Consider the following 25,109-nt stretch of genomic DNA (forward strand, 5'->3'; position numbering starts at 1 on the left):
CGACGTCCCCGGCAGGCTCAGTGACCGTCGCGCGCATAGTTCGCACCAAGGGGGTGGGGCGTGCCACGGCCGTGCAAGGTGAGGCGGTGCCGAACAGGAAGCCAACGGTGACGGGACCACGTTTCCGCAGGTCGGCGTCCGCCCAGCTCAACAGCAATCCGAAGCCTCACTCTTCCGAACTGGTGCCACCAACAGCAGCGGCCTGATTCCTGGCACCCATCACCGGATCACTCGATCCACTGCGCTTCGACATCGTCGGGGATCCAGGGGAACGGTATCCACGGGTGCCTGGCGGCCCGGTGGGCGTCAGGGTCGAATGCGAGAACAGCGTCGACGAAGGCGCGGGGCGGCAGATAGCCGTGGTCTACGACGTAGTGGCCGATGAGTCTCGGGGCCGCAAAGGCCGTTCCGGAAGGGCCGGGGACGCGGATCTCTCCGGTACCCCAACTGGCGTGGTGGTTGTCGGGCCGCGGTACGTACCACGGGTGCAGATCGTCGAACGGGATCGCGCAGAAGTCGCAGGGGTGGATCCCCATCATCAGATTGATCGCTTGCGCCTCGATGATGGACAGCAGATTGTTCGTGAAGCCGACGGGGGCCGGCCCGGATGTCCACGGCTCGTCCCCGCTCAGCCAACCGACGTTGAGGCGCTCGTACGGCGGCTGAAAGCATACGAATCGCAAGCTGTTGGGGTCGGGGTCGGGGAACGTGTCGCCGTCGCTGGTGTACTCGTAGCGGCTGAGATCCTCGTAGAACATCGACGCATCAGACCACCATTGCAGCCGCTGTGGCCGGCGAGTTCCCGCTCGCACCGGCTGAGTGTCCAACTGCGGTACAGCGACCCAGCACGTGCACGTACAACCAGGGACGCCCGCAGACCGTCCACCCAGGTCACAAGCGGTTGGGCCGCAGGCCACAGGGTCGGTCGCATTGCTTCGGGACGAAGATGCGGGTTCGAGTGGTTATGGCTGTCCGCGCCGCCACCAGCGTCTGCGAGAGCGAGCTATGGAAGCTTGCAGTAGCCGGATCGCGACATCGTGCCCATAGTGCTCAGCCAGTGTGAGTGGCGTCGCCCCGCCGGGGTCTTCCAACTCTGGGTCCGCTCCGAAGGCGAGGAGGATGGCCGTCGTGTGCACACTCAGGGGCTTCCCACTCTGCAGCGCAGAATCTCCCTCTACGTCGATTGCATGGGTGAGGAGCGTCGAGTTGCCGACCACCTCGTTGGGATCGGCCCCCGCACCGAGGAGACGGGCCAGTGTCTCCGCGTCCTCCATCTCGACTGCCTGATGAGCCGGCGTGCTGGTGTTCTCCATCTCGATCACGATCAGAGTGAATCGATGCCGGTCCGCCGCCGCAAGCCGGTACACCGGTCGCCGTGCCCGTTCCGTGCCCGAGCGGCCGGTGCTGTAGCGCAGTGGGTTCCGTGGGCCGGGTCGGCGAGGGGGAGGCGGCGTTGACGTCGGAGTCGTCGTGGTTGTGCGGCGCACGTGTGCGTGGTGGGTGCGTGCGGGTTCCGCCTGCGGTGCGGCGTGACGCAGGGACGCACGTCCGAAGCCGGGTCGACGGCCCCGGACGTGCGTTGCTGTGGTGCACGGGTTGAGGGCGGTGGCCCCCCGAATGCCGCTCGCCGGTCGGCGGATCAGGTGAGGGTGGCTCCGCAGCCGCCGTTGACCCACTGGTGGGAGCGGATGTTGTTGTCCACGACGTTGCCGTCGGTGAAGTGGTTGTCGGAGAGGTTGTCGGCGTACAACTCGCCCGGGTAGAGGCAGGTGTGACCGCCCTGGTAGTTGTCCAGGTAGTAGAACTTCACGATGGACAGGCTGCCGGTGTAGCCCCGGTTCATCACCGAGGACGCGCGGTCGTTCGCGGCGCCCCAACTGGGGCTGTCGCCGGCGGCGACGACGAGCGGGCTGCCGTTGCAGTCGTAGCCGTCCCAGGCGTACATGTTGCCGTTGCGTGCTCCCCACTTGCTGTCGCACACGGTGCCGGCGACGCCGCTCTCGGCGGCCTGCGACGTGGCGGCCGGGACGGCCACGCCCAGGGCGGTGAGCCCGATGAGCGCTGCGGAGACGGTGAACTTGCGCATGGTGGTTTCCCTCGTTTCTCGATGGTGCCCGGTGGTGGTGCGCCGGCGGCGCGGGGCGTCGGGTGCCCGTGCCGGCGGGGCGGGGCGCTGTGCGTGTGTGCGAGACGGTCAGTCACGCTCAGGAACGATGCGCACCGCCCGGTCGTAGGCCTGCCGGCCGAGCCGGCGGTAGGTGTCGATGTCGCTGACGTACCGGTCGGGCAGGCGGTCCAGGTAGTACTTCTCTCGGGTTGTGGCCACGGCCCGCAGGTTGGCGCGGCGAGCGCAGCCGGCGTCCGCGACGGCGGTCCGGCGCTCGTCGGCGAAGGACTCCTCGGCGCGGGCCGCGCCCCGTCGTACGGCCGCGGCCCGCACGCCGTCCTGGGCGGCCTGGGGGTCGGGATAGGGTTCGCCCGCCTCGCGCATGCACGCGGACCACGCCTGGACGGCCGTGGTGAGCTGCGGGTCCTTCATCAGCCGCCCGGCGTAGAGGGAGTTGGCGCTCAGCGCTGTCTTGCTGGTGCGGAACCACTCGGCGGGATCGCCGTAGAGCGTGCGCTCGGCCTCCTCGGTGCAGCCGCCGATGCGCTTGCGGATCTCGGCGCCGCCCGGCATCGGGGCGGTGAGCATGCGGGCGTCGTTGCCGCCGTCCAGGGCCTGGTCGAACAGAGCACGGCGGGTGGCGGGCAGGTCCTGGCGGTAGGTCCCGTTGATGTTGCGCTCGCGCAGCCGCGCGCTCTTCGCCTCGATGCGGCTGCCGTAGCCGTAGGTCCGCGCCCATGCCAGGTCGTCCTGGACGAAGCGCACGGGCCGGCTCTCCTGGAGCGTCAACTCGCGCTCCTCCTGGTAGGTGAAGCCCTGGCGTCCCATGCACCGGCTGGTCAGCCGTTGGAGGGCGTCACTGACGCGGACCTCCTGCCGCCAGGTCAGCGCCGGTGTGCGTACGCCGGTGGCCTGGCGGGTTTGTCCGCTGGCGTTGCCGGCGCCGTCACCGCCGTCACCGCAACCGGTCACCACGGCGGTGGCGAGCACGGTCACCGCGCACCACAACATGAGCGCACGTCTCATGGACCCCGATTCCCCCTGCCGCCTCATGGCCCCGGATCTCCGGCACCGCCCGGTTCCCCGTGCGGCGCCGGAGAGGGCGCCCCCGTCGATTGCCGCCGGCCACGGTCGTGCCGTGCGCCGACGGGACACAGACTTGTGGTGCCGCCCGGCGGGGTCGACGGGTTTCCCGTTGCCCACCGGCTGCCGGACCGGGAAACCGAGGGTGATGTGGGGCAGCGGGGTGGGGGAGGCAACGTCGGCCAAGCAGCCCGGCGGGCCGCCGTCCGGCCTGTCCCGTCGGCGCTCTTGGCCAAGTTGATATCGGCCTGCCTGTGGCACGTGGTCTGAGCCGGTGTCGGAGGTCCCTGGGAGGATCACGCGTATGGAGTTCCCCACCGCCCTCGCCGGGATCGACGTCCATCCCTGGTCCAGCATCAACCACGCCTACGGCTCCGCCGACGACCTGCCCGGCTTGTTGCGGACCTTCGCCGAGGGCGGCGAGGACGCCGAGGCGGCACTGGAGGAGTTGTACGGCTCGATCGTGCACCAGGGCACCGTGTACGCGGCCAGCGTCGACGCCGCCCCCTACCTCGCCCGAATCGCCGCCTCCGGCCGGCAGACCCTCGACGCGCTCCGGCTGCTCGGCTACCTCGCCGCGAGCGAGGACGAGTGCGACGTCGAGCCGGGCGCCGTCCGGGCCGCCGTGACCGCCCAACTGCCGCTGCTCATCACGCTGCTGGCCGATGAGGACCCCGCCGTCCGGCAGGCGGCCGGCTGGACGGTCGGCCACACCCGGGACACCCGCACCGCCCTGCCCGCCGTCCGGGCCCGCCTGGGCGCCGAGATCGAGCCCACTGTCCGGGCTGAACTCCTCACCGCGTACGGCCGGTTGGACCGTCCGGCCGCCGTCGCCGAAGCCTGCGCCCTACTCGGCCCCGACACACCCGCGCCGCTGCGCCTGGCCGCGGTGTTCGCCGTGTTGGTCGCCGGGGAGCCGTGGCTCGCCGCCCATCGCGATGCCGTCCTCGGCCTGTTGCCCGCGCGCGAGACGGCCAGGTCCGGCCACGCGGACGAGCACCGCGACCCGCTGCACACCATCGTCGGGACCCTGCTGGAACGAAACACCGATACCGATCGCGAAAGTGCCCTCGACCTGCTCGACACCGCCCTGAGTGACGAGCGCCCCGAGGTACGGGCCGAAGCTTTGTGGGCGGCCGACCGCGCCTGCACTCTGTCCCGCAGCGCCCCGGGGCGGCTGATCCCCGCGATCGCCCCGCTCGCCGCCGAATGGGCGGCCGCCCAGTTGCTGGGCAAGATCGGCCCGGCCGCTGCCGAGGCCGCTCCCCTCCTCACCGAACTCGCCGTGCAGCCCGACGACGAGGCCGCCGACCAAGCCCTCGCCGCGCTCGTCCTGGTGGCGCCGCACGCTGCCGCCCCGCTGCTGGCCCGCTCCCTCGGCCGGCGCCCGCGCGCCATGCAGTGCGCCGCGGGGTCCCACGCTCCGGCGGATGCGCCCTTCCCGTTCGACCCGGAACTGTTCGCCGCGGTCCGTGCTCGCCTGGCCGCCAAGGCGCTGGAGCCTGCCGAGGGGTGCAAGGAGTGCGGTTGCTCGACGACCGAGGACCACAACGACACCGCCGGGCTGGTCCACCTGCTGCGACAGTGGGGCTCGCAGGCCGTGGAGGCGCTGCCCGAACTGTGCGCCGTCCTGCCCCGGTTCCCGTACGCCGCCACCGCGATCACCGCCGTCGCCGTCGGCATCGGGCCGGAGCAGCGCGAGAAGGCAGCCCTTGCCCTGCGGGCCGGCGCTCGGAAGCTGTTCGTGGCGCGTGCGCTGCACGAACTGACGGGCGAGACCGGGCCGCTGTTCGCCGCCGCCGAGGCGGCGCTGGCCACCGGTGCGCGCGACACCGCCGAGAGTGCCCGCGCCTTGGCCTGCCTCGGCCCGGCGGCCGCCCACCTCGCCGGGGCCCTGCGGACGGCGCTCGAGCGGACCATCGATTGCGACACCACACCGGAGGTGGAGACCGACCTTGCCTTGGCGCTCGCCCTGTGGCGGATCACCGGTGAGGCGGACGAGGTCGTTCCGGTGCTGGCCTCGGTGTTCGACAGAAGCGAGGGCCGGCAGTGGTTCCACTGGACGGCCGCCCGGGCCGCCCGTGAGATCGGCGTGCTCGGTCCGGCCGGGCGTCCGTTGACCGCCCGGCTCCAAGCTCTCCTCGACGACCCGGGAAAGGCACCCTCGGCCGTCCTCGGGCTGCTCGCCGTCGCCGACCCGGCCGGCCTCGACCGTGCCCGGCTCGCCGAGGCGGCACTGCACTCGGCCGAGACCTGCGCAGACCTCAAGAACGCCTGCGACGCCCTGCGGGCGCTCGGCGCCGCGGCCCTGACGCCGGAGCAGCAGGACCGGCTGGCCGCGCTCGTCACCACGGACCGCCGGCTGGTCGGCTCCTGGTTCGACCATGCGATGATCCGGGAGGACGAACGACTGCGCGCCGCACTGGCCTCGGTCCTCGACCGGGTCGGCTGAGGCCCAGGTCCCCTCGTCGGGAGCCTGCCGTTGGGACGTTGATCGGTGTCCGTCCGGCGTGTCGGTTTCGGCGTGCTCCGGGCTGGGTTCGCCCCTGCCCGGTGGACAACGCCCTCACAGGCCACCGGGCCAGTCCTCGATCCTGTTGAAGACCCGTCAGGTCAGGACGTCTCGCCGTCGAAGCGGTTCTCGCCGGCGTCCGGCAGCGCGGGCGGGGCTTGGCCGGCCGACACTGTTTCCACCTCGCCGATGTCCAGCGGTGTGAGGTCGCGGTCGGGGATCTCGTGGTCGGCGGGTTCCTCTTCCTCTCGTCGGGCCTTGCGCCGGTCATTGAGAAGCGCAAAGACAACGGCGGCGAAGTAGAGCGCCCAGATCGGCGCGGCGAGCGCCAGCATGGTCAGTGGGTCGGTGCTCGGTGTCGCCACGGCGGAAAAGGCCGTGATTCCCATGATCATGCCGCGCCACCAGCTGATGATCCGCCGGCCGGACAGTACTCCGGTGAGGTTCAGCATCACGAGCAGCAGCGGCATTTCGAAGGAGAGGCCGAAGACGACCGCCATGCGGGTGGCGAGGTCGAGGAGGTCGTCGAGCGGCAGGAGGTTGTCGACGCCGTGGGGGGTGAGGTGGATCAGTACCTTCGCGGTCGTGGGCAGCACTTTGTAGGCGAAGAGGGCGCCGCCGAGGAACAGCGGGGCGCCTGCGGCGACGAAGGCGTAGGCGTATCTGCGTTCGTGTCTGTGGAGGCCGGGGGCGATGAACGCCCACAGCTGGTAGAGCCATACCGGCGAGGCGAGCACGACGCCGGCCATGAGGGACACCTTCAGTGCGAGGGTGAAGGGCGAGAGCAGACCATTGATCGTGATGCGCGCGCAGGTGGTGTGTGCGGTCGGCTTGGCCAGGTCGGCGAAGGACGTCGGGCAGCCGACCGAGTCCAGTACGGGCTTGGTGGTGAAGTTGATGATGCCTTTGTAGTGGAAGGCCGCGGCGATCGTGACGACCAGGATGGCGAGGACGGCTTTGGCGAGCCGGTTGCGGAGTTCGCGAAGGTGCTGCGCGAGCGGCATGCGCCGCTGCGGATCCTTCTTGTTGTTGCGGGGTGGTGGGGGCACGCCACGTCCTTGTCTTGTGCGGCGGACCGGGGATGGCCGGCCGCGTGTGAGTGCGGCTGGCCATGGCGCGGGTTGTGGCCGGTGGCGGGTCGAGGAGGCGGTTGTTCCACCGCTCGCCGTTTTCTGGTCCGCCGTGCCTGGTTCGGGGGTGGGCGGTTTGACGATGGTCTTCGGACTGTCGGGTGTTGCGGGCCGGGCGCCGGCCGGAGCGGTGGACGGCGGTGCGGGCTACGCGAGGGGTGACTGGGCCGGCATGGCTTCGGCCGGGGACGAGTACGACGGGGCCTCAGTCCGGGCGGCTGGTGGTGCTGTCCGTTGGCGCGGTGCGGGGGGTGGTGGTGTCTTCGGGTGCGTCCGGGGTCGTCTGCGGTCCCGGTCCCGGTGGAGGTTCTGGCTCGTGTGAGGCGTCGTCGTGCATGGCCTTGGTCTCGCTCTTGAGGATCCGCATGGATTTCCCCAGTGCCCGGGCGGTGTCGGGTAGTTTTTTCGAGCCGAAGATCAGAACGAGCACTGCGATCAGGATCAGCAGGTGCCAGGGTTCCAGCGCGTTGCGGAACATCGTCACACCTCTCCTTCGGACGGGTCGGTCTTCATGCCTGTGTTGGTGATCTGTGCTGCTTGTTGCCGCGGGGCAGTGGTGGGGACGGGGGCGTCCGCGATGCGTCGTGTCGTGCTGTCCCGCGTGGTCGGGGGTTTCTTGCGGCGTTGTCCGGCCGGGCTCGGCGGGTGAGTTCGTTGCCTGTGGCTTGTGTGGTCACATGTGCCGGGAGCCGGGCTTGTGGAGTGGGCGGGGGCGTTGGGGCCGGGTCGGGGCGGCTGTTTCTGGGGCACCTGTGTTCGGGTGCCTGGAGCAGCTGGTGCGCTTTCGCGTTCGGTATGTCCGGTGGGTTTCCCCGGCGTCTGGCGTGATGTTCGAGTGTGGGGTGTGCTCGCTGCTGCGGGGCCTCGCGGATCATGTGTCGTTCCTTCGGTTCAGGTTCCGGGGCGTCCGGCGGCGGTCCAGGCGGCGTATTCCTGGCGGACGTAGGAGCGGTGGGTGGGGGTGGGTGTGGTGGTGTCGGGGTGGTGGGGGCCGGCTGCCTGGTCGGGGTGGCGGTGGTCGTGGAGGAGGAGTTGTTCTGCGGTTTCTGCGGCTGCTGCGAGGGGGCCGGGGCGGGGGTCGTCCAGGGCGATGCGGTCCATGAGGGCGGCCCGGCGTAGCAGTCTGGCCCGTTCGGCGGCTGCGGTGTCGCCTGTGGCGTCGGTCGGGGGGCGGGTGGCGGGCTGTGGTTGGCGGCCGTCGCGTTCGGCGTCGAGGGCGAGTACTTGGTGTATCTCGCGGTGCAGGTCGGGGGCGTTGGTGTACGCGTCGCGCGAAGGCGGGGTGCCGGTGTTCTGGTGGCTGTTCTCGGCGGCGTCCATGGTCACCACTCGGCCGGTGTGCAGGGGCTGGTGCCGTTGCGTCGGCGCAGCCTCCGGTCGGGGTCGGGGGCCGGCGGGTGTGCCGCGGTCCGCTCGGTGGTCTGGGCGGTGTCCGGGCGGCTGTTGGTGGGGCGGGGCCTCTGGGTCGCCGGGGTCGGCGTCTTGGGGCGTCGGGTGTCCCACCGGTTCGGCTTGCGCGGGGTGTCCGGGCCGGTCATGCCGGACACCTCAGGCAGGCGCGGACCTCGCGGCCGGTGCGTGTGTGGTGGATCTCGGTGGACTGGGCGAGGTCCTGGACGATGCCGGTGCCGCGGCCGTGTTCGTCGGGAGCGATGTCGCGGCGGGGCCGTTCCACGGTCGTGCCGGAGTCGGTGACCACGATGTGAAGGGTGCCGTGGTCGAGGACGAGGACGAGGGTCATGTGCTCGCGGCCGTATTGGGCGGCATTGGTGGCGAGTTCGTCGACGATGAGGACGGCGGAGTCGCGTTCGCCGGCGGGCACGCTCCAGGTCTCGAGCAGATCGGCCGCGAAGTGACGAGCGGCGGAGACGTGCGCTTCCTGCGCGGGCAGGGTGAGCAGCGCCTGGTGGCGGCAGAGCGGGTCGAGCGGCGGGCTCGGGCGGGGCGGATCGGTCACGAACATGGTCTTCCGGCTTTTCTGTGGGGGTGGAGCTCGGGACGGGGGGAGACCGGGGGCAAGGTCGGGCCGGTCGGTGGAGTCGGTCCTGCATGGGCGCGCTCATTCAGTTCCACGGATGGTGCATGCCCAGCGGTTCGAGCTATTCGTACCTTTTGCTGGATTTCTTGTGGGTTGGGCGGTGCGGTGGCCTGGCGGGCCCCCCGCGCCTGGAGCAGGGCTTGATCGGTGCCGTATCCGGCCGGGCGGGGCACCGGTGGGCCGGTCCGCTTGCGTGATCGTTGGCGCACTGAGGGCGTCAAGCCGGTTGTGGAGGGGGCAGGTTGGTGGGGGTCGGCAGTGGGGGGGGGTGGGTGCGCGGCTCCCGGGAGGTCCCGGCCCGGGGTGGCGGGCCCGCCATTGCCGAGGTCGGGTGTCGGGAGCGGGTGGCAGTCGGGTGGCCGGGCCGTTGAACTGCCTTGGTGCCGGCACGGTCTCCCAAGACAGGTGGTACGGGCGCGGTGGCGGGGGTTGTCAGTGCCTCACGACCGGATGGTGAGCAGCCTCTGACCGTCTCCTGTGAGCATCTCGAAGTGCTCGATGGCTCCCGGTGAGATGGCGACCGCTCCTGGGATCGTGGTGCCGGGAGGGTATTGGCCTGCTCGCCAGGTGGCGCTGTCCGTCCTGGTGCCGCCGGGCCCGACCGCCTGCAGGCGGCAGGTGATTCCGGCGGGTGCGCCCTTGGCGGAGACCTGCAGGACGCTGCCCCAGGCGGAGGGGTAGACCTTGACGGTGGCCGAGACGCCGGTGGCGGGATCGGTTCCGGAGAACGTGCGCCAGGCGGCCGGCGCGGTCGGCCCGGGTGGCGTCGCCTGGCTGCTGGGGGGTCCGCCGGCCGCGAGCCAAGTGCCGCCGGCCGCTGCCGCGATGAAGGTCAGGGAGGCGGCGGCGCCGGCCAGTTGCAGACGCCAGGTCCTGCGGCGTCGGGCTGCGGCCTGGCCCAGCAGGCTGTCCAGGGGTGGCGCCGGCACCACAGGCCGTGCGGGCGAAGAGCCCGGTGTGCTCCTCGCTGCCCGTGCCACCAGCCGGTCGGCCTGTTCCCCGTCCGCCGCCGACGCCGTTCGGCCCGCGGCTTCGGCCGCAGCCGCGGTGACCGTCGCGAGCAGTGCGGGCAGTCCCGACAGCCGGATGTGTTCGGCCCGGCACTCGTCGCATCGCGTGAGGTGGGCGCGGACCTGCTCCGCTTCTGCGGGTGGCAGGGTGCCCAGGATGTATCCGCCCAGCGCGAGCCGGAGGGCGTCGTGCTCGGCGCTCATGGTCGCCACCTTCTGCACGCCGCGGTCATGGCTCGGTCTGCTGCTCCTGGAGGGCCTGTCGCACGGCGAAGTGCGTCCGTGGCGTCACGGTGCCAAGACGGGAGCCCGGCACCGGTGCGGCCTCCACCAGCGCCCGGGCCCGGCCGGGCGCCTCGCGGCCTGCGACCGTGGACCTGCTCCCCAGCGGCGTCCTGGCGGGCCGGTCCCAGGGAACTCGGTGCCGGTGCGGTCTCCGTCAGGGTCCGGCCCCGGTGGGAGGTCTCCAGCGGCACCGGGCGGTGGTCCGGGCAGGGTGTCTGTACGGCGTCGGCACTCACCTGGGTGTGCGGTGTCTGCTCGGTCGTGTCCTGGCCCGGTACGGTCCCGGTGGCCGGCTCCGGCGCGTCGCCGTCGGCCTCGGCAGGTGCCGCCCGCCGGGCCGGGCGGGCGTCGACGACCAAAGATGCCGCGCGCGTGTGCACAGCCGTGCCGGGGTCGGGCCGGGTGCGGGATCGCAGGCGGCGCCATGCTGCCGGGCCCGCAGCAGCGTCTCCTGCACCGCGTCGTCCGCCCATTGCCGGTCTCCTGTGGTCATTCGCAGCACGCACTGGAACGGGGGCCCTGCGTACTCCGCGTACACCGTGGACGGCAGTTCCTCGTCTGCGGCCCGGAAGAGTCCCTCTACCTAAGACACGGCTCGCGGAGCGGATCCGGATCGGTCTTCGCATCACGTTTTCAGGAACTCCGGGACATGAGCCGGTCATCGCGCATAGGCACGGCCCCTTTTTCGTGACGCACAGGCAGGCGCGCACAGCGCTCTGTGAGTGCCGCGGGAGGTGCGTCGGCGACTGGTCCCGCGGACCTCATCGGGACCGTGCGTGCGCGGGCGCCCGGGCAGGCCGACCGATCTGCGGCGATGCAAAAAAACTCCATAAAAGTGCGGATATGTCGAACCGTGTGGCTCCCGGCGTCCGTGAAGTGGGGCAGAAGCCGGCTTTCACGCAGTTGCTCATCGATTCCCCGCGAGCCGAAGGACGGATCGGAGGCGACCGGGACACACCGCGCGAAGCATGTGTTCCTGGCGCCGGCCGTGCTCGCCGTGCCGTCGCGCATCGATGCCGGCGCCACCGCGTGGCCTCGGCCCGTGCCTGGCGCTCGCCGCGGCGACGGCTGTGCGCGTGCAGCGGTCCAGGCAGGCCGTGAAGGCGGCATCCACCCCATACCCCTGCGGGTTGCCTGCGCCTCTTGCCGTCGCAAGCTCCCAATTTCGTCCGACCAGTCAGGAACCCACATCATGCATCTGAACTTCCGTACACCGGACCGGCGATCACGCGTTGCGGCCGGGCTGGGTGTCGCCACCCTCGCCACTGTCGGCGCGCTGGGCCTGCTGAGCTCATGCGTTCTGTCGCCGCATCCCTCGTCCTCCGGAGCGGGCGTCAGGCCCGGTCCCGGTCAGCACCAGGCGGCTGGGATGCCCGGTGCCGCAGGGCCGGGGAACACGGCGGGCACCCCTCCCGGCGCCTCGCCGATGCCCAGCATGAACATGCCTACGAGCCACTCGGGCGCGGCCGCGCCGGCCGCGCCGGTGACCGGGAACGCCGTTGCCATCAAGAACTTCGCGTTCTCCCCGGCCACGTTGAATGTGAAGGCGGGCACGACGGTGACCTGGACCAACCAGGACACCGACGCCCACACCGTCACCAGCGCCGCGACGGGCGGCCCGTTGCAGTCCGCTGCCCTGGCCACCCACGCCACCTACCGCTACACGTTCACCAAACCCGGCACCTACGCCTACCTCTGCACCATCCATCCGTTCATGACCGCCACCGTGGAGGTGACCTGATGACCGACTCCTACGACCGTCACGACCGAGCGCCGGACTGCGACCCCGGCCGGCCTGATACGGAACACGGCATGACACGCCGTCAGCTCGTGCGCCACGCAGGGTGGTTCGGCGGCGCGGTGGTACTGACCGTGGCCGGTGGGGAGGTGGTCAGCCACATCGCCGACGCCCAGACCGCCCACGCCCAGGCCCACGCCAACCCCGGTGCCGCAGGAAGCGGCGTGCTGCGGTTCGTGCAGGTCTCCGACAGCCATATCGGGTTCCAGGGTCCGGCGAACACGGACGTGGCCGGCTCGTTCACCGAGGCGGTCAACCAGGTCAACTCGCTCGGGTTCAGGCCCGACTTCGTCATGCACAGCGGCGATCTGACCCACCTGTCCACGCCCGGTCAGTTCGACCAGGTCAAGCAGATGATGGCCGGAATGAGCACGGACCGTGTCTTCACCGTCCCCGGGGAGCACGACTCCATCGGCGATGCGGGCCGCACCTACCGGCGGACCTTCGGTGCGGGCACGCTCGGCGACGGATGGTACAGCTTCGACACCCACGGCGTGCACTTCATCGCCCTGGTCAACACCCTGAGCCTGGAGAAGCTCGGCCATCTGGGCAATGAGCAGGTCGACTTCGTCCGCAAGGACCTCGCCGGACTGTCGTCGGACACCCCCGTCGTGGTCTTCAGCCACATCCCGCTGTTCGCGATGTACCCGCAGTGGGGCTGGAGCACCGACGACGCGCTGAAGGTCATCACTCTCCTGCGCCGCTTTTCCTCCGTCACCTGTCTCAACGGGCACGTCCACCAGCTGTTCACCAAGACGGAGGGCAACATCACCTTCCACTCCGCCACGACCACCGCCTACCCGCTGCCCAAGCCGGGCCGTGCTCCCGCGCCCACCCCGCAGGTCGTCCCGGCCCGGCAGCTCAAGGACGCGCTGGGCATCCGCAGTGTCGGCTACCGCCAGGGCGACCGCGAACTGGCCATCAAGGATCAGAGGCTGGCATGAACATCCGAAGGCTGCCCGTTCCCGTCCTGCGGTGGGCGACTGCCGCGACTCTCGCCGGCGGCGGATACATCCACGCCCAGCTCTACCTCGACGAGTACCGCTTCGTTCACCTCATCGGCCCGATGTTCCTCCTGCAGGCCAGTGCTTCCTTCGCTCTGGCCGCGCTGCTGCTGTGGGGAACCCCACCTGTGCTGCTGAGGGCCGCCGCGGCAGGCGTCGCGCTCGGGGCACTGGGCGGTTTCGCCGCCTCGCGCACCGTGGGCGTGTTCGGATTCACCGAGCGCGGGCTGCAGCCCGCACCGCAGGCCGCCCTCTCTCTCCTCGCCGAAACCGGAACGCTGCTGTTCCTGGCGGTCTGGCAGATGGTGCTGTCCGCACATCACCGCTCCGCCCGCCCTTCCGTCACGCCACCGGTCCGGGACCGGGCCGCCACCGGCACACCACCGGACTGAACCACCGCGGCGAAGCCCGCCGCCCACGCCATCTGCCACTCCTCCCGGAACCCAAAGGGGATGTCTCGCATGCGCCTGGAACCACGCCCTGGAATCGCCTGGCCGAGTCCGCACCTGTGCGAACTGAGGGACACGGTGCGCGTCCTGCTCGGCCTGGACGACGACACCGCCGTCATGATCCGGCAGTTCGGCTGCGGTGAACCCGGCCGTCCGCCGTGGGAAACCGTCGTCGAGGTGCTGCCCATGGACGGCGGGGTCCGCCGCTGGACACTTCGCCGCCCCGCCGACGAGATCACCGGGTACGACTTGGCTATTGCTTTTCGGTCGGCTCCGGCCGAGCCGGGACGACAGCGTCGGTGACGTCCTGTGTCCTGCGGCCGTGTGCGGTCGCGGGACATGCCGAGGGGCCCTTGATACGTGGGTGGGCACAGGCGGTCCCTGATGCCGGCTCGGATGGCGGGCCGGGGCAGGGTCTGCCGCCGGGCGAAGGCGGCGGGCGGAGCCGGGTGGCGGCGAACCGCAGGTACGGGCGGCGGGCGCCGCGGGTGAAACAGGCGGCGGCGTGCAGGAGCCGGCAGGGGGACCCTTGCCGACCGGACACCGGGCCGAGGTGTTGCGCCTGGGGCTCGACGTGTCGCTCACGCCGGTGCCGGGGGCACCTCGACACCGGCCACGAGGTACGAGCCGGGGCGGCGCCTCACGCCGACACGGTGAGGAGCTTCTGGCCGCTGCCGGCGTAGATGTCGAAGTGGCTGATGGCTTCCGGGAACATGGGTACCGTCCCGGAAATCCGGGCGCCGCCAGGGTACTTGCCGGCCTGCCAGGTGGCGGCGGTCGCTGTGGTGCCCGTGACCCCGACCGCTTGCAGCCTGCAGGTGATTCCGGGGGGTGCTCCCTTGGCCGAGACCTGCAGGGCACTGCCCCAGGCGGCGGGGGAGACCTTCACCGAGGCGGACACGCCGGTGGTGGGGTCGGTTCCGGAGAAGGTGCGGACCGGGGCCGGTGACGTCGGTGCGGGCTGCGCCACCTGGGTGCTGGTGGAGGCGATGACAGCCAGCCACGTGCCGCCCGACGCCGCCGCCGCGATGAGCGCCGTGGCCGTGGCGACCCCGACCAGCTGCCTGCGCCAGGTGGTGCGGCGCCGGGACGCGGCCTGCTGGAGCATCCGGTCGAGTCGGCCCGGTTCGGTTCGCCGCACGGTGCCCGGTACGGCAGCGGGCGCGGGCTGCGGCGCTGCGCTTGCCGCGGCCCGCCGTACGAGCCGGTCCGCCAGTTCCCCGCTTGCCGCGGGCGCGGCCGCGGTTTCGGCCTCGGCGGCGCTGACCGTCGCGAGCAGCGCGGGCAGTCCCGCCAGCTCGGCATGCTCGGCGCGGCACTCGTCGCATTCCGCGAGGTGGGCGCGCACCTGCTCCGTCTCCGCCGGGGACAGTGTTCCCAGCACGTATCCGCCCAGGGACAACCGGACGGCGTCATGGCCGCCATTCATGGCCCGCACCTCCTGAATCCCGCTGTCACGGCTCGATACCCCGTTCCTGCAGCGCCAGCCGCAGCGCCTTCAAGGCGTAGTACGTCCGCGACTTCACGGTGCCCACCGGAAGGCCGAGCACCTTTGCCGCCTCGACCATCGTCCGGCCCCTGTAGTACGTCTCCAGCAGGACGGCCCGGTGGTCCGGGGACAGGGTCCGGATGGCGTCGGCGACCGCCCAGCTCTGCAGCGCCTGCTCGATCTCGTCCTCCCCGGCCGTCCGCTCCGCGACCTGTTCCAGCGCCTCGCCTTCGACCTCGGTCGGCCGGGCCCGGCGGGCCCGGCGGGCGTCGACGACCAGATGCCGCGCAACCGTGCACAGCCAGGCCCGGGCCGGACCGCGTTGGGGGTCGAACGCCTCGGGATGCTGCCAGGCCCGAAGCAGTGTCTCCTGCACCACGTCCTCGGCCCATTGCCAGTCTCCTGAGGTCAGTCGCAGCACGAAGTGGAACAGCGGCCCGGCGTGCTCGGCGTACAGCGTGCGGAGCAGTTCCTCGTCCGCGGAGGAAAGGGTCCCCCTGCCGGAGACACGACCCCCGGGGCGATCCGGCCGACTCGTCGGATCGCGCTTCGGAAGACTCCACGGCATAAGGGAATCATCCCATATTGCGTAAATCTCCCAAATTCCACAAAAGACACTTAGGTATCCGAACCATGCGTCCCGCGGTACCCGTGAAGCCCGACAAGCACCGATCCGCGGGATCCCCCTCCCGTCGCACAGGGCGTGAGCCGGGACGACCGAGAGGATCCCGCCGCCCCTCGGGGCCTCCCGCGCCGTGCGACCCCTGCGTATGGGACACGACCTCGTGCTGCGGCCCCACGACGCGCTCGACGAGCACGACGGATCTGCTCCGAGAACGGGAGTCGGTGATGACGATCCGGCATCAGGTGGGTTCGGTGAGTATCCCCCGATCACCGGCGGGGAGCGCGGATCTGCTCATCGCCGCAGGTCACGGACACCCTCAAGACGCCACCGGCCCGCGGTTTCGGCCATGGCCACACAGCGGTGTCCATCGCGCCACCGGTCACAGCGGCTCCGGGAGCGCCCGTCCCAGGCGAGCGAGCGGGGACAGAGCCATCAGCACGGGAGACAGCATCATGCCTGCGGCCGTCACCAGGAGGCTGGTGCGCAGCCCCCACTCCTCCGCGAGAAGACCGCCGAGCAGCGAGCCGAGCGGGGTCAGCCCCATGCCTGTGAACGTGATGGTCGCAGCCGCACGGCCCTGTATCCCGTCCGGGGTGACGGCCTGCCGGACGGCCATGATCGTGACATTCACCAACTGGCCGCCGGTCCCGAACACGAAGCTGACGGCGAGGAGCGCGGGAACCGTCGCGGAGGAGGAGCCGTGCATTGCGGGCACACACAGGAACGCACCGTCGCCGAGTACCGCCGCGGACACGAGCACCGGGCCATGACCGAACCGACTCGGCAGGCGCGCGGCGAGCATCGAGCCCAGGAGCGCGCCCGGCCCCGTCGCCGCGAGCGCCAGGCCGACAGCGGTGCCCGACAGGTGCAGTTCCCGCGGCAGGAAGAGCAGATAGACGGTCATCATGGCCGCGAAGGAGAACTGGAAGGCAGCCGAGGCGAGGCACACGGTCCGCAGCAAGGTCTCGCCGACCACGAAACGGAGGCCCTCATGAATCCGCCGCCACACCCGAGGGGGACGCTTCGAGGGCTCCGGGATCGATTCGGTCCGGCGGATCCTTCGGATCGACAGGAACGACAAGGCAAAGAACAGCGCACTGGAGGCCGCGGCGATCGGCGCCGACAGCAGTGACACCAACGCGCCACCGAGGGCGGGACCGCCGATCTGGGCTGCGGACCGGCTGCCCTCAAGCGCGCTGTTGCCCCGCACCAACTGATCGCGTTCCACCAGCCCTACGAGTGACGCCTGGTATGCCACGTCGAAGAACACGGAAAGGGCCCCGACGGCGAAGGCGACCACGAACAGCGCGGGCAGGCCGAGCCAACCGAGGAAGCCGGCCACGGCGGCGGCGCCCAGCGCCAGGGTCCGGCCGACATCCGTCAGCACCATCACCGTGCGGGTCCGCCACCTGTCCACCCACGCGCCGACGAAGAGCGAGAGCAACAGGATCGGCGCCTGCCCCACCGCGCGCAGGACGCCCAACTGGCCGGCACCGGCGTTGAGTGTCAGGACGGCGAACAGCGGCAGGACCACCAGGCTTGCGTGTTCGCCGAGTTGGGAGGCGGTCTGACCCACCCAGAGCCTACGGAAGTCGCCGTCCCGCCACAGGCTTGACGGAACAGGCCGCCTGGAATCGGATACAGCGGAGGAAGCGGACGGCACAGGGGTCCCTTGGATTGCCGACAACGAGGCCCGACGCCCAGCGCACGACAGATGCACTGAGGGTTCGGGCGGGGGAGGGCTCGCGGTGCCGCAACATCAAGAGCAGCACGCGATGACAGGCCGATCACGGCCTACGACGTCAACGCGCGCTCGGAAGACCGACCACGTTTCAGCTCCTCACGGGTAACTTGCCGCCCCCGAACAGTAGTCCGCGGCCGCTCACGGCGAAAGGCAATTTGGGCCCGTGGCAGACGGCGGGGCTCCAGTCCGGCACCCCGTCCCACCTCCTGCCCGGTGGGGGTCCCAGCCCAGCCCATCCTCGTGCTGTGGTGGTTACGAGCGGATGCCGAGTGTGTCGAGTTCCGCCCGCCGTTCCTCGGCAAGCGTGTCGGCCCGGCGCCGGCGTGCCGCGCTATGCGCCTGAAGGGAGAAGAAGGCCGTGGCGCGGGTGCGCTGGAGTGCGTGCTCCGGCGGACGACGAGTACCGCGGCGACGGCCGCAAACACGCCGACACCGTGCTCGACGACTTCGCCGAACGCGTCTACCGGGTGGGTCCCACGGCGTAATTCTCCACGTCGGTGGAGTCTTCGAGGTAGAAGAACTCGGCTACGAACGTGTACAGCCAGCCGCCCCAGACAGAGCCGATCCACAGCGTCCACCAAATGATCAGAGCAGGCGTGTGGGGCCGGACCGCCTGCTGCCCAGTCGGCCGGCCGGCCGTCCGGCGAGGGCCGGGCGGCTGCCACGATCGACGTGGTTCGCGATCTTGCGGCCCATCCAGAGGGCCAGCTTCTTCCGGGGCATCGTCAAGCGGACCGATTCCCCCATTCGATCAGCCGGACTCCGACCGTGCATCAGGAACGATCGGTGGTGCCGAGCCGAGCAGCTCACTGAACCGTTCACCGGCGTCGGGGGACAGCGGCTCGGTGTGGTCGATTCCGAGGCGCTGCGCGAGTTCGCGGATATTCAGGCGGACGGCTGCTTCCACAAGCTGGGCGTAGCAATCCGTCGTGCTGCGAGTGCGGCGACAGGCGGTCGTTCCCAGCAACAGGCCCACGATGCCTGCGGGCCACCATACGAACGCCAGCAGTGCGTACAGCGCTGCCCAGGCGCCGAGTTCGGTGGCACGGGCGATGGCGGTACGTGCCGCGGTGATCTCGTTGCGCGCTTCCTCACCAAGCATCAGCCACATGTGCGGCCAGAGCTGGGCCAGGTCCAGGCGATGATCACGCCGCAGCCGCACGGCAACAGCGTGCATTCGGTCACCGCTCCAAGTCGGCCGGTCCGGGCGTTCCGCAGAGATCGCCGTCCTGGTGTGGAGCGCGGCTTGCCGTGGCCCCGGGTCGTGGGGACGCTTCAGTGCCTGTGCGCGCGCGGCCTCCTTCCACCGGATGCTGTATTCCCGGTGTGCCTCGTCCCACCGGTTCCGGCGATGACGGGTCCGGCGTCGTGCGAGGGCACGCGCCGAGCGCGGCCACAAGCGCCAGTTTGTTGCCAGTGCCACCCGTTCGATCGCCGCCCCCACGGCGCGGGCCGACAGACCTGTCGCCACGGACGCCGCGAAGACGGCCGCGAGCAGTACAACCTGGCCACCCGCCGTAGTGACCGCCGGATCGTGGGCCCAGGCGGTGATGTGCCGGATCAGGAGCGGGACATCCAGTGCGTGGGAGTGACCGAGGGCCCGTCCGGCCGCGAACACCATGAGATACAGGGCCCCGGGCAGTGCCAGCAGGCTCACCCACTTGTCGGCGAGGTTCTTGCTGAGTTCGGTGCCGAACCCGCCGAGAAGGTCGGTCACGTCGTGAGTGTCGTGCGCCGGAGGGACGAGCCCGTCACGTGGCAGACGGGCCTACTCTCCGGCCCGGGCCAGGCGTAACGGGCGCACGGATGCTCGGCGCGCGGACAGAGCAGGACCGATTCGCCGGGCACTATGGGAATCCCGGCCACGGTCACCATCGACGCGTCACGGACGCGCCCGAAGACGCCCATGGCGTCCTGTGCCCGCCGCAACGCGCGATGAACGGTTTCGAGCAGGTCGGCAGGATCCGTGCCGTCGTGCAGGGCGGTGAGCAGTTCGTCGAGTTGCCGCAGGTCGTCTGCCGGGCCACGTTCCAGCTTGGCGCGGATACCCTCGACGTTCTCGCAGACGAGTGCAATGCCGTCGGCGATCTCTTCCGCCGTCCGCCTACCACCGCGTGCCACTGGCCTTCTCCCGAATTGTCGCCGTCAGTGGACCCGTGCGCTCTGGGTCGCCGTCATCGTACGCTGAGAGGCCGTGCGGCGAGGAGGGCTGATGGGACGCGATGAACTGCTGGGGCTGTTGGAGGAGTTCGTGCTGCGGATCCGAGCGACCGGTGATCCGTCACCGGCATGGTCCCCCGGTGTGATTGCGATGGCCGACAGCCTGGCGGAAAGCCTCGACGAGGAAGAGCGCCTGGACATCCCGGCCAGGCATCTGCTGGGCTGGCTGAAGTGGTATCAGGCCGAAGCCGTGCCGTCCGGACAGCGTCAGGCCCTGGTTGACGAGGCATGGGACCTGCTGTCCGCGGCCTCGATCGCCTTCGGCTTGGTGGACTTCCCCGAACCGCTGCTGCCCGCGTTGGCCGACCAGGCCTCGTTGCGACTTCCCGCGATGCTCAACCACGCGATGCTCGGCCCGGACACCCAGCTCCTCTCGGATCTGGTCGATCAATGGATCCACGTGGTGAACGCCACCCCGCGAGGGCATCCACATCGGGCGCGGCGGCTCGCGATAACCTGCGGGGCGCTGGTTTCCCGCTCCCAGCGCACCGATGCGCCAGCAGATCTGGACCAGGCGCTGGCGGTCGGCGCCGCGGCCGTGCAACTCGGCGCGGACGAGAAGGACCTGAGCATGTACCTCTCGAACCTGGGTGCCGCTCTCAAGCTGAGGTACGAGCGCACTCACGATGCGGCGGATCTGGACGAAGCCATCGCCGTCGCACGCCGGGCCGTCGCTGTTGCGGCAGGTGACAGCAAGGTGGCTGTTGCGGCAACAAACCTGAGCGGAGTGCTGAGTCTGCGCTTCACACGCGAGAGCAGGCCGGAGGACGCGGCCGAGGCGGCACGAGCTGCCCGGCAAGCCGTCGCAGCAGCTGACCCGCGCGACCCGAGCCTGGCCGCGATCCTGCACAACCTGGCCAGGGCGCTGTATGCCAGCTTCGAGCTCACCCGCTCGCCGGCGGATCTCGACGAGGCGCTGGGCGCCGCGCGTCGGGCCGTGCTGGCCGGCGAAGGACACGCCGATGCGGCCATGTACCTGTCGAACCTCGCGGACGTGCTGCGCGGCAGATTCGAGCTGACCGAGTCCGAAGCCGATCTGGACGAGGCCATCATGGTCTCGCGCCGCCTCGTCGACATCAGGCCTGTGGAGCACGACTCCCGCGTCCACGACCACTTACGCCTCGCCGCATTTCTGTCCGCCCGCTTCGCCCGCACCGGCGATCCGGCGGACATCGATGACCTGGTCGCGGTCAACCGGCAGGCCGTCCATGCCGTTCCCGGCAGCGTGCCGCTGCTCACCAGCCTGAGTACCGCGTTGCGGTTCCGCCACGAGGCGTCCGGGAAAGCCGCGGACCTCATCGAGGCCACCGATCTTGCCCGTCGCGCCGTCGCGATCTCCGCGGTGGGAGACCGGGCCCACCTCTCCGCCCTGCTCCAGCTCGATCGCGCGCTGTGGGCGGGTTTTCAGCTCTCCCGTGCGTCCCGGGACCTCGACGAGGTGATCGTCGTTCGGCGGTCGATCACCGAGGCGACTGCGGCCGACAGCGCGGACCTGTCCGAACGCCTCTCCCAGCTGGCTCAGGCGCTGTTCAACCGCTTCCATGACCGCGAGACCCCGGCGGACCTGGACGACGCCATCTCCGTCCTGCGCAGAGCCCTGGCTGCTGCGGCGACCGACGCCGAGCGTATGTCCTGCCAGTCGGACCTCAGTTGCGCTCTGCAGAGCCGCTTCGAGTACGTCGGCGGCGCCCGATCCGACCTGGACGAGGCGGCCGACATCGCCCGACGCTTCACCGTTACGGCGCAGCCAGAACCCGCGCCCGGGCTGCTGATCAGCATGGCGATCGTGCTGGACGCTCGGGCGCGGCGGGTCGGGACTGTGGACGACCTGGACGCAGCGATCACCCTCGTTCAGCGTGCCGCTGCCGCGACAGCCTCGGAACCCCGGCCACGGGCGAACCGGCCTCGTGGACATCTCCAGCTACGCGCCACGGAGATCTGGACGGCCCCGGAGGACGATGACGAGCCGGGGCAGACCGAGGTGCGGCGCCTGCTCGGGGCCTATCTGACCCGACGGTTCGAATGGAACTACGTGCAGGCTGACGTGGACGCCATTGTGGCCTCGCGGCGGGAAACGGCCGCGACGACGTGCGCCGACGGTACGGAGCACGCCAGGAACCTGGCTTCGCTCAGCTACGCGCTCAAGCTCCAGTACCACCGGACGGGCAATCGGGCGGACCTCGACGAAGCCGTGACAACGTGCCGGCAGGCCCTCGCGCTCGATCCGGAGAACGCCGTCTGTCTGACCTCTCTGAGCGACACCTTGAAACACCGGTTCCTGGCGGACCGGAACGACGCGGATCTCGAGGAGGCCATCGAGCTGGGCCGCCGCGCGACACAGATCGCGTCGGGCGGCGACGGACATCGGGCACAAGCGTTCGGCAACCTCTGCCAAGTGTTGGAGACTCGCTTCGAACTGCACCCGTACACGACAGACATCGACGAGGCGGTGGATGCCGCGCGTCAAGCCCTCCAGGCCGCCGCCACCGACTTCTCCCGACCGAACTGGCTCTTGGTTCTCGGGGAGGTACTGCTGACCCGGATCACCCACCGTCGCGGAAGTGACGCCGACGGCGAAGCCAGCCGGGAAGAGGATCGCGCAGAGGCGCTTCGTGTCCTGTCGGAGCTGGTCCGCTCCCCTGCCGCGGCGCCACGGCTACGCGTTCACGGGGCCAAGGTCGGCGCGCATTTGGCCGCCGCGACTCCCGCGACACCGGGCCCCAAGGATCTGGCGCTCGCGTCCGACCTTCTGGAGACCGCGGTCCAGCTGCTGCCCGAGGTGGCGCCGCGTCGGATGCGCCGCGCCGAGCAGCAGGGTGCCATCGAGTCGGCGAGAGGACTCGCCGACGATGCTGCGGCCATGTCCTTGGCCGAGCCGACCAGGCCGCCGGCCGAGCGGGCGCGCCGCGCCCTGTCGCTGCTGGAAGCAGGCCGCGCCGTGCTGCTCGGCCAACTCCTGGACACCCGTGGGGACCTGACCGGGCTCCAGGAGACCCACCCTCGGCTGGCGGCCCGATTCACAGCTCTGCGCGATGTTCTTGACCGGGACGCCGACCCGGCACTGCCCGGCGACGGCGACCGCATCGGGGCAGCCGCGGAGCTGGCGGCGACGCTTCGCGAGATCCGGTGCCTGGACGGCTTTGCCACCTTTGCCCTGCCTCCCACGGCCGCCGAACTTCTTTCCGTCGCCGACCGGGGCCCGGTCGTCAGCTTCAACGTCGCGTACCGCGGCGACGCCCTCCTGCTCACACGGGAGGGCGTCACCTCGCTGCACCTGCCCGCCGTCACCGCGAGCACGGTGATCGACCAGGTCAACGCCTTCCATGTCGCACTACGGGAAGCCCAGGACCCGGCCGCGGACCGCGTCGCGGCGCAGAACACCATCATCACGGTCCTGAAATGGCTCTGGGACAACATCACCGGCCCGGTCCTCGACAAGCTCGGCTACCACGGCCCCCCTGCCGACGGCACGCCATGGCCTCGACTGTGGTGGGCGCCTGGCGGATTCCTCAGCCTGCTGCCGCTGCACGCCGCCGGCCACCACGACGATCCCATGAGCGGCCATACGGTCATGGACCGCGTCGTGTCGTCCTACACGCCCACCATCCGGGCGCTGCGTCACGCGCGACTGCGGCAGACGGCGGTTGGCACCTCCGCGAACACTTCACTGATCGTCGCCATGCCTACCACCCCAGGCCTGCCGGACCTGCGGAACGTCCCGTACGAGACCGAGTTGCTGGCGGACATCCTGCCCGTCCCCCTCGTTCTGACCGAGCCGGACCGTGACCGGGTTCTGACGGACCTCCCCGGCCGCGCCGTCGCGCACTTCGCGTGCCATGGCAGCTACGACATCGACGACCCGACGGCCAGTCGGCTCCTGTTGCACGACCACGAACAGAACCCGCTGACCGTCGCCGATCTCAACGCTGTCAACCTCGACGGCGCACAGCTCGCCTATCTCTCCGCCTGCCACACCGCCCTTAACCCGGCCGAGCGCCTGCTGGGGGAGGGCATGCACCTGGCCGGGGGACTGCAGGCGGCGGGCTTCCCACAGGTTGTCGGGACGTTGTGGGAAGTGGACGACGAAGTTGCCGTCGAGATCACCGACGACTTCTACACGGGGCTTCGCGACACACGCACCGGGAAGCTCGACCTCGGCCGCGCGGCGCGTTCCCTGCACCGGGCCGTCCGCTCGCAGCGGGACAACTACCCTGGCACTCCGTCCTTGTGGGCATCGCACCTGCACTTCGGCGCCTGATCACGCTCAGGCCTCACCCAGGATGATCCGGCGCAGCTCCGGCAGGTACCGGATCACTGGATCACCCTGGAACGACAGTGGGCCGGATCGCAGGACCGACGCCCCGAACCCGGGGCTGTCGGGCCGCGGTCCGTGCACGCCGACGGGGGTTCCGTCGCCGTTGACATCGGGTGATGTGGCGTAGACCGGGCCTTTGTAGCGCAGAGCGCGCACCGTCTCGACACCGACCGCCGCGCAGCCGAGAAACACCAGCGCAGCGGCGTCCAGGTCGTGCTCCCGCGCCGCGAGACCCGCGACGAGCCCGCCGTAGCCGTGGGCAATCACGGTGACCCTCGCGGGAGCACGCCAACGTCCATAGCCCTCCGCCGTCACGGGCAGCCCCGCGAGGAACCTCGCGAGCCGTGGGGCACCGGTGGCGGCGGACGCCGCGTCCCGGGCCTCCTGGGGCGACCGGGGTACCACGTAGTCGGCCCAGGTGATGACGGAAAGTGTGTCGTCGTCCGGTCCCGACGCGAACTTGCGGAACAGCTCCTCCGCTCGCTTCAGCTGTCGGTCCATGGCCTGAGCCCCCATACTGGCGCCGGGAACCATCACGACCACATGGCGCGCGTCGTCCGGGTTGTTCCGTGCGATGACCACCCGCCCCTCTTCGATATCGAAATGCAGGAGCAAAATGCGGTTGCTGTCTGGCATGGACGGCAGTCTGTACGGCCGGGCGTTGCGATGGCAACCGCGCTGGGAAACAGTGCACTTGAGCAATAACCCAGTGACGCCGTAGATCCCACGCACACCTCCGCGTGGGGTGCCCAGGACTGGCAGTACGCTCGCCGCCGACTGCCCGGTGGGTGACCCCAAGATCAGTAAGAAGGCGTTGTCTTTCCGAAGGCGGTAGCTGCGTCTCCGCTGTGCAGGCATGAGATCGGTGCCTCGGCGGGAGGGATGGCGTGTCGTGTCGTCTCTTCGGGTGGAGTGCCGGATGCCGTCGGTGACGGGACTGTTGGAGGAGCGGGAGCGTGCTGCCCGTCAGAGCCCGAACGAAGCCGCCGCGCTGAAATGCGTCTGCACGGCCGTCATGAGCCTGGACCCCACCGGCGCTGGCCGCAAACGCTGGACCATGGCCCGCACCGCTCTCCAGCCCGGTGACATGTTTCCGGTCACGGGCAGTGCTACTGCCAAGCAGACCGATGGTCAGGCCGGGAGCCGACGCGTCCGTCCAGGCCGTCGACCGACCCGGCGCCCATGACGATCACCAGGACCCCCCGTCGGGTCGGCCCGGCCGCGAGTGCCGTCGCGTCCAGGGACTCACCCTGCGTCGGCACTGTCGGATCACGCCCCCTGTGGCACTCCGGCAGCCCGA

General features: G+C 70.6%; 21 protein-coding genes and 1 pseudogene. 7 read left to right on the top strand and 15 right to left on the bottom strand.

The genetic code is table 11. The annotated features are described in order from the left end of the window. Positions 1-227: 227 nt before the first annotated feature. The 3 genes from ACIP9H_RS38420 to ACIP9H_RS38430 all read right to left on the bottom strand — a co-directional run bounded on the left by ACIP9H_RS38420 (position 228) and on the right by ACIP9H_RS38430 (position 3,133). Positions 228-758 carry a hypothetical protein gene (locus tag ACIP9H_RS38420; RefSeq protein WP_401963567.1) on the bottom strand — a complete coding sequence of 177 codons (531 nt, stop codon included), beginning with the start codon at positions 756-758 and terminating at the stop codon, positions 228-230. Positions 759-1,639: 881 nt separating this feature from the next. Beyond that, the gene (locus tag ACIP9H_RS38425) at positions 1,640-2,086 is read right to left on the bottom strand and encodes a peptidase inhibitor family I36 protein (RefSeq protein WP_401592819.1); all 447 of its coding nucleotides are present in this window, start codon (positions 2,084-2,086) and stop codon (positions 1,640-1,642) included. 108 nt (positions 2,087-2,194) lie between these two features. Then, entirely contained in the window at positions 2,195-3,133 is a 939-nt protein-coding gene (locus ACIP9H_RS38430; protein ID WP_401963569.1) for a hypothetical protein, read from the bottom strand. Positions 3,134-3,494: 361 nt separating this feature from the next. On the opposite strand from ACIP9H_RS38430, the gene ACIP9H_RS38435 reads away from it, so the two are divergent. Further along, positions 3,495-5,642, top strand: a complete 2,148-nt coding sequence (locus ACIP9H_RS38435; protein WP_401963571.1) for a HEAT repeat domain-containing protein — start codon at positions 3,495-3,497, stop codon at positions 5,640-5,642. A gap of 161 nt (positions 5,643-5,803) precedes the next feature. On the opposite strand, the gene tatC is transcribed toward ACIP9H_RS38435, so the two are convergent. The 6 genes from tatC to ACIP9H_RS38465 all read right to left on the bottom strand — a co-directional run bounded on the left by tatC (position 5,804) and on the right by ACIP9H_RS38465 (position 10,084). After that, positions 5,804-6,706 (bottom strand): twin-arginine translocase subunit TatC, encoded by a 903-nt coding sequence (gene tatC, locus ACIP9H_RS38440; RefSeq protein ID WP_401592893.1) that lies wholly within the window; start codon positions 6,704-6,706, stop codon positions 5,804-5,806. 331 nt (positions 6,707-7,037) lie between these two features. Next, positions 7,038-7,310, bottom strand: coding sequence for a Sec-independent protein translocase subunit TatA (gene tatA, locus ACIP9H_RS38445; RefSeq protein ID WP_401963611.1), 273 nt, complete (start codon positions 7,308-7,310; stop codon positions 7,038-7,040). Between the two features lie 413 nt (positions 7,311-7,723). After that, positions 7,724-8,152 carry a hypothetical protein gene (locus ACIP9H_RS38450; protein WP_401963613.1) on the bottom strand — a complete coding sequence of 143 codons (429 nt, stop codon included), beginning with the start codon at positions 8,150-8,152 and terminating at the stop codon, positions 7,724-7,726. A gap of 2 nt (positions 8,153-8,154) precedes the next feature. Beyond that, positions 8,155-8,370, bottom strand: coding sequence for a hypothetical protein (locus tag ACIP9H_RS38455; RefSeq protein WP_401592825.1), 216 nt, complete (start codon positions 8,368-8,370; stop codon positions 8,155-8,157). Continuing rightward, a complete protein-coding gene (locus ACIP9H_RS38460; RefSeq protein WP_401963573.1) occupies positions 8,367-8,789 on the bottom strand; it encodes an ATP-binding protein in 423 nt (140 codons plus the stop codon). The genes ACIP9H_RS38455 and ACIP9H_RS38460 overlap by 4 nt, the downstream gene beginning before the upstream one ends. A 521-nt stretch (positions 8,790-9,310) precedes the next feature. Beyond that, on the bottom strand, positions 9,311-10,084 hold the full coding sequence (locus ACIP9H_RS38465; RefSeq protein ID WP_401592829.1) for a zf-HC2 domain-containing protein: 774 nt from the start codon (positions 10,082-10,084) through the stop codon (positions 9,311-9,313). A gap of 1,522 nt (positions 10,085-11,606) precedes the next feature. Here ACIP9H_RS38465 and ACIP9H_RS38470 point away from each other — a divergent pair. The 4 genes from ACIP9H_RS38470 to ACIP9H_RS38485 all read left to right on the top strand — a co-directional run bounded on the left by ACIP9H_RS38470 (position 11,607) and on the right by ACIP9H_RS38485 (position 13,719). After that, a complete protein-coding gene (locus tag ACIP9H_RS38470) occupies positions 11,607-11,906 on the top strand; it encodes a plastocyanin/azurin family copper-binding protein (protein WP_401963575.1) in 300 nt (99 codons plus the stop codon). Positions 11,907-11,977: 71 nt separating this feature from the next. Next, the gene (locus tag ACIP9H_RS38475) at positions 11,978-12,907 is read left to right on the top strand and encodes a metallophosphoesterase family protein (RefSeq protein WP_401592833.1); all 930 of its coding nucleotides are present in this window, start codon (positions 11,978-11,980) and stop codon (positions 12,905-12,907) included. Then, entirely contained in the window at positions 12,904-13,359 is a 456-nt protein-coding gene (locus tag ACIP9H_RS38480; RefSeq protein WP_401963577.1) for a hypothetical protein, read from the top strand. The genes ACIP9H_RS38475 and ACIP9H_RS38480 overlap by 4 nt, the downstream gene beginning before the upstream one ends. Before the next feature lie 69 nt (positions 13,360-13,428). After that, the gene (locus ACIP9H_RS38485; protein WP_401592837.1) at positions 13,429-13,719 is read left to right on the top strand and encodes a hypothetical protein; all 291 of its coding nucleotides are present in this window, start codon (positions 13,429-13,431) and stop codon (positions 13,717-13,719) included. Between the two features lie 337 nt (positions 13,720-14,056). Here ACIP9H_RS38485 and ACIP9H_RS38490 read toward each other — a convergent pair whose 3' ends face one another. The 5 genes from ACIP9H_RS38490 to ACIP9H_RS38510 form a co-directional block, all read right to left on the bottom strand. Then, positions 14,057-14,845 (bottom strand): zf-HC2 domain-containing protein, encoded by a 789-nt coding sequence (locus ACIP9H_RS38490; RefSeq protein ID WP_401963579.1) that lies wholly within the window; start codon positions 14,843-14,845, stop codon positions 14,057-14,059. A gap of 25 nt (positions 14,846-14,870) precedes the next feature. Then, positions 14,871-15,473: a sigma-70 family RNA polymerase sigma factor gene (locus tag ACIP9H_RS38495; RefSeq protein ID WP_401963581.1), complete on the bottom strand. Its 603-nt coding sequence runs from the start codon at positions 15,471-15,473 to the stop codon at positions 14,871-14,873. A gap of 436 nt (positions 15,474-15,909) precedes the next feature. Beyond that, on the bottom strand, positions 15,910-17,193 hold the full coding sequence (locus ACIP9H_RS38500) for an MFS transporter (protein ID WP_401963583.1): 1,284 nt from the start codon (positions 17,191-17,193) through the stop codon (positions 15,910-15,912). Positions 17,194-18,025: 832 nt separating this feature from the next. Next, positions 18,026-18,991, bottom strand: coding sequence for a hypothetical protein (locus tag ACIP9H_RS38505; protein WP_401592847.1), 966 nt, complete (start codon positions 18,989-18,991; stop codon positions 18,026-18,028). Further along, positions 18,988-19,395 carry a hypothetical protein gene (locus ACIP9H_RS38510; protein ID WP_401592849.1) on the bottom strand — a complete coding sequence of 136 codons (408 nt, stop codon included), beginning with the start codon at positions 19,393-19,395 and terminating at the stop codon, positions 18,988-18,990. The genes ACIP9H_RS38505 and ACIP9H_RS38510 overlap by 4 nt, the downstream gene beginning before the upstream one ends. Before the next feature lie 91 nt (positions 19,396-19,486). Between ACIP9H_RS38510 and ACIP9H_RS38515 the strand changes: the two genes are divergently transcribed. Then, positions 19,487-23,752 carry a CHAT domain-containing protein gene (locus ACIP9H_RS38515; protein ID WP_401963585.1) on the top strand — a complete coding sequence of 1,422 codons (4,266 nt, stop codon included), beginning with the start codon at positions 19,487-19,489 and terminating at the stop codon, positions 23,750-23,752. A 6-nt stretch (positions 23,753-23,758) separates the two neighbouring features. On the opposite strand, the gene ACIP9H_RS38520 is transcribed toward ACIP9H_RS38515, so the two are convergent. After that, the gene (locus tag ACIP9H_RS38520; RefSeq protein ID WP_401963587.1) at positions 23,759-24,445 is read right to left on the bottom strand and encodes an alpha/beta hydrolase; all 687 of its coding nucleotides are present in this window, start codon (positions 24,443-24,445) and stop codon (positions 23,759-23,761) included. Positions 24,446-24,782: 337 nt separating this feature from the next. Between ACIP9H_RS38520 and ACIP9H_RS38525 the strand changes: the two are divergent. Then, a pseudogene (locus tag ACIP9H_RS38525) lies at positions 24,783-24,995 on the top strand (hypothetical protein); the annotation flags it as partial. Positions 24,996-25,109 lie beyond the last annotated feature (114 nt).

Origin of the sequence: Streptomyces sp. NPDC088732, assembly GCF_044751205.1 — a bacterium.
Taxonomy (GTDB): Bacteria; Actinomycetota; Actinomycetes; order Streptomycetales; family Streptomycetaceae; genus Actinacidiphila.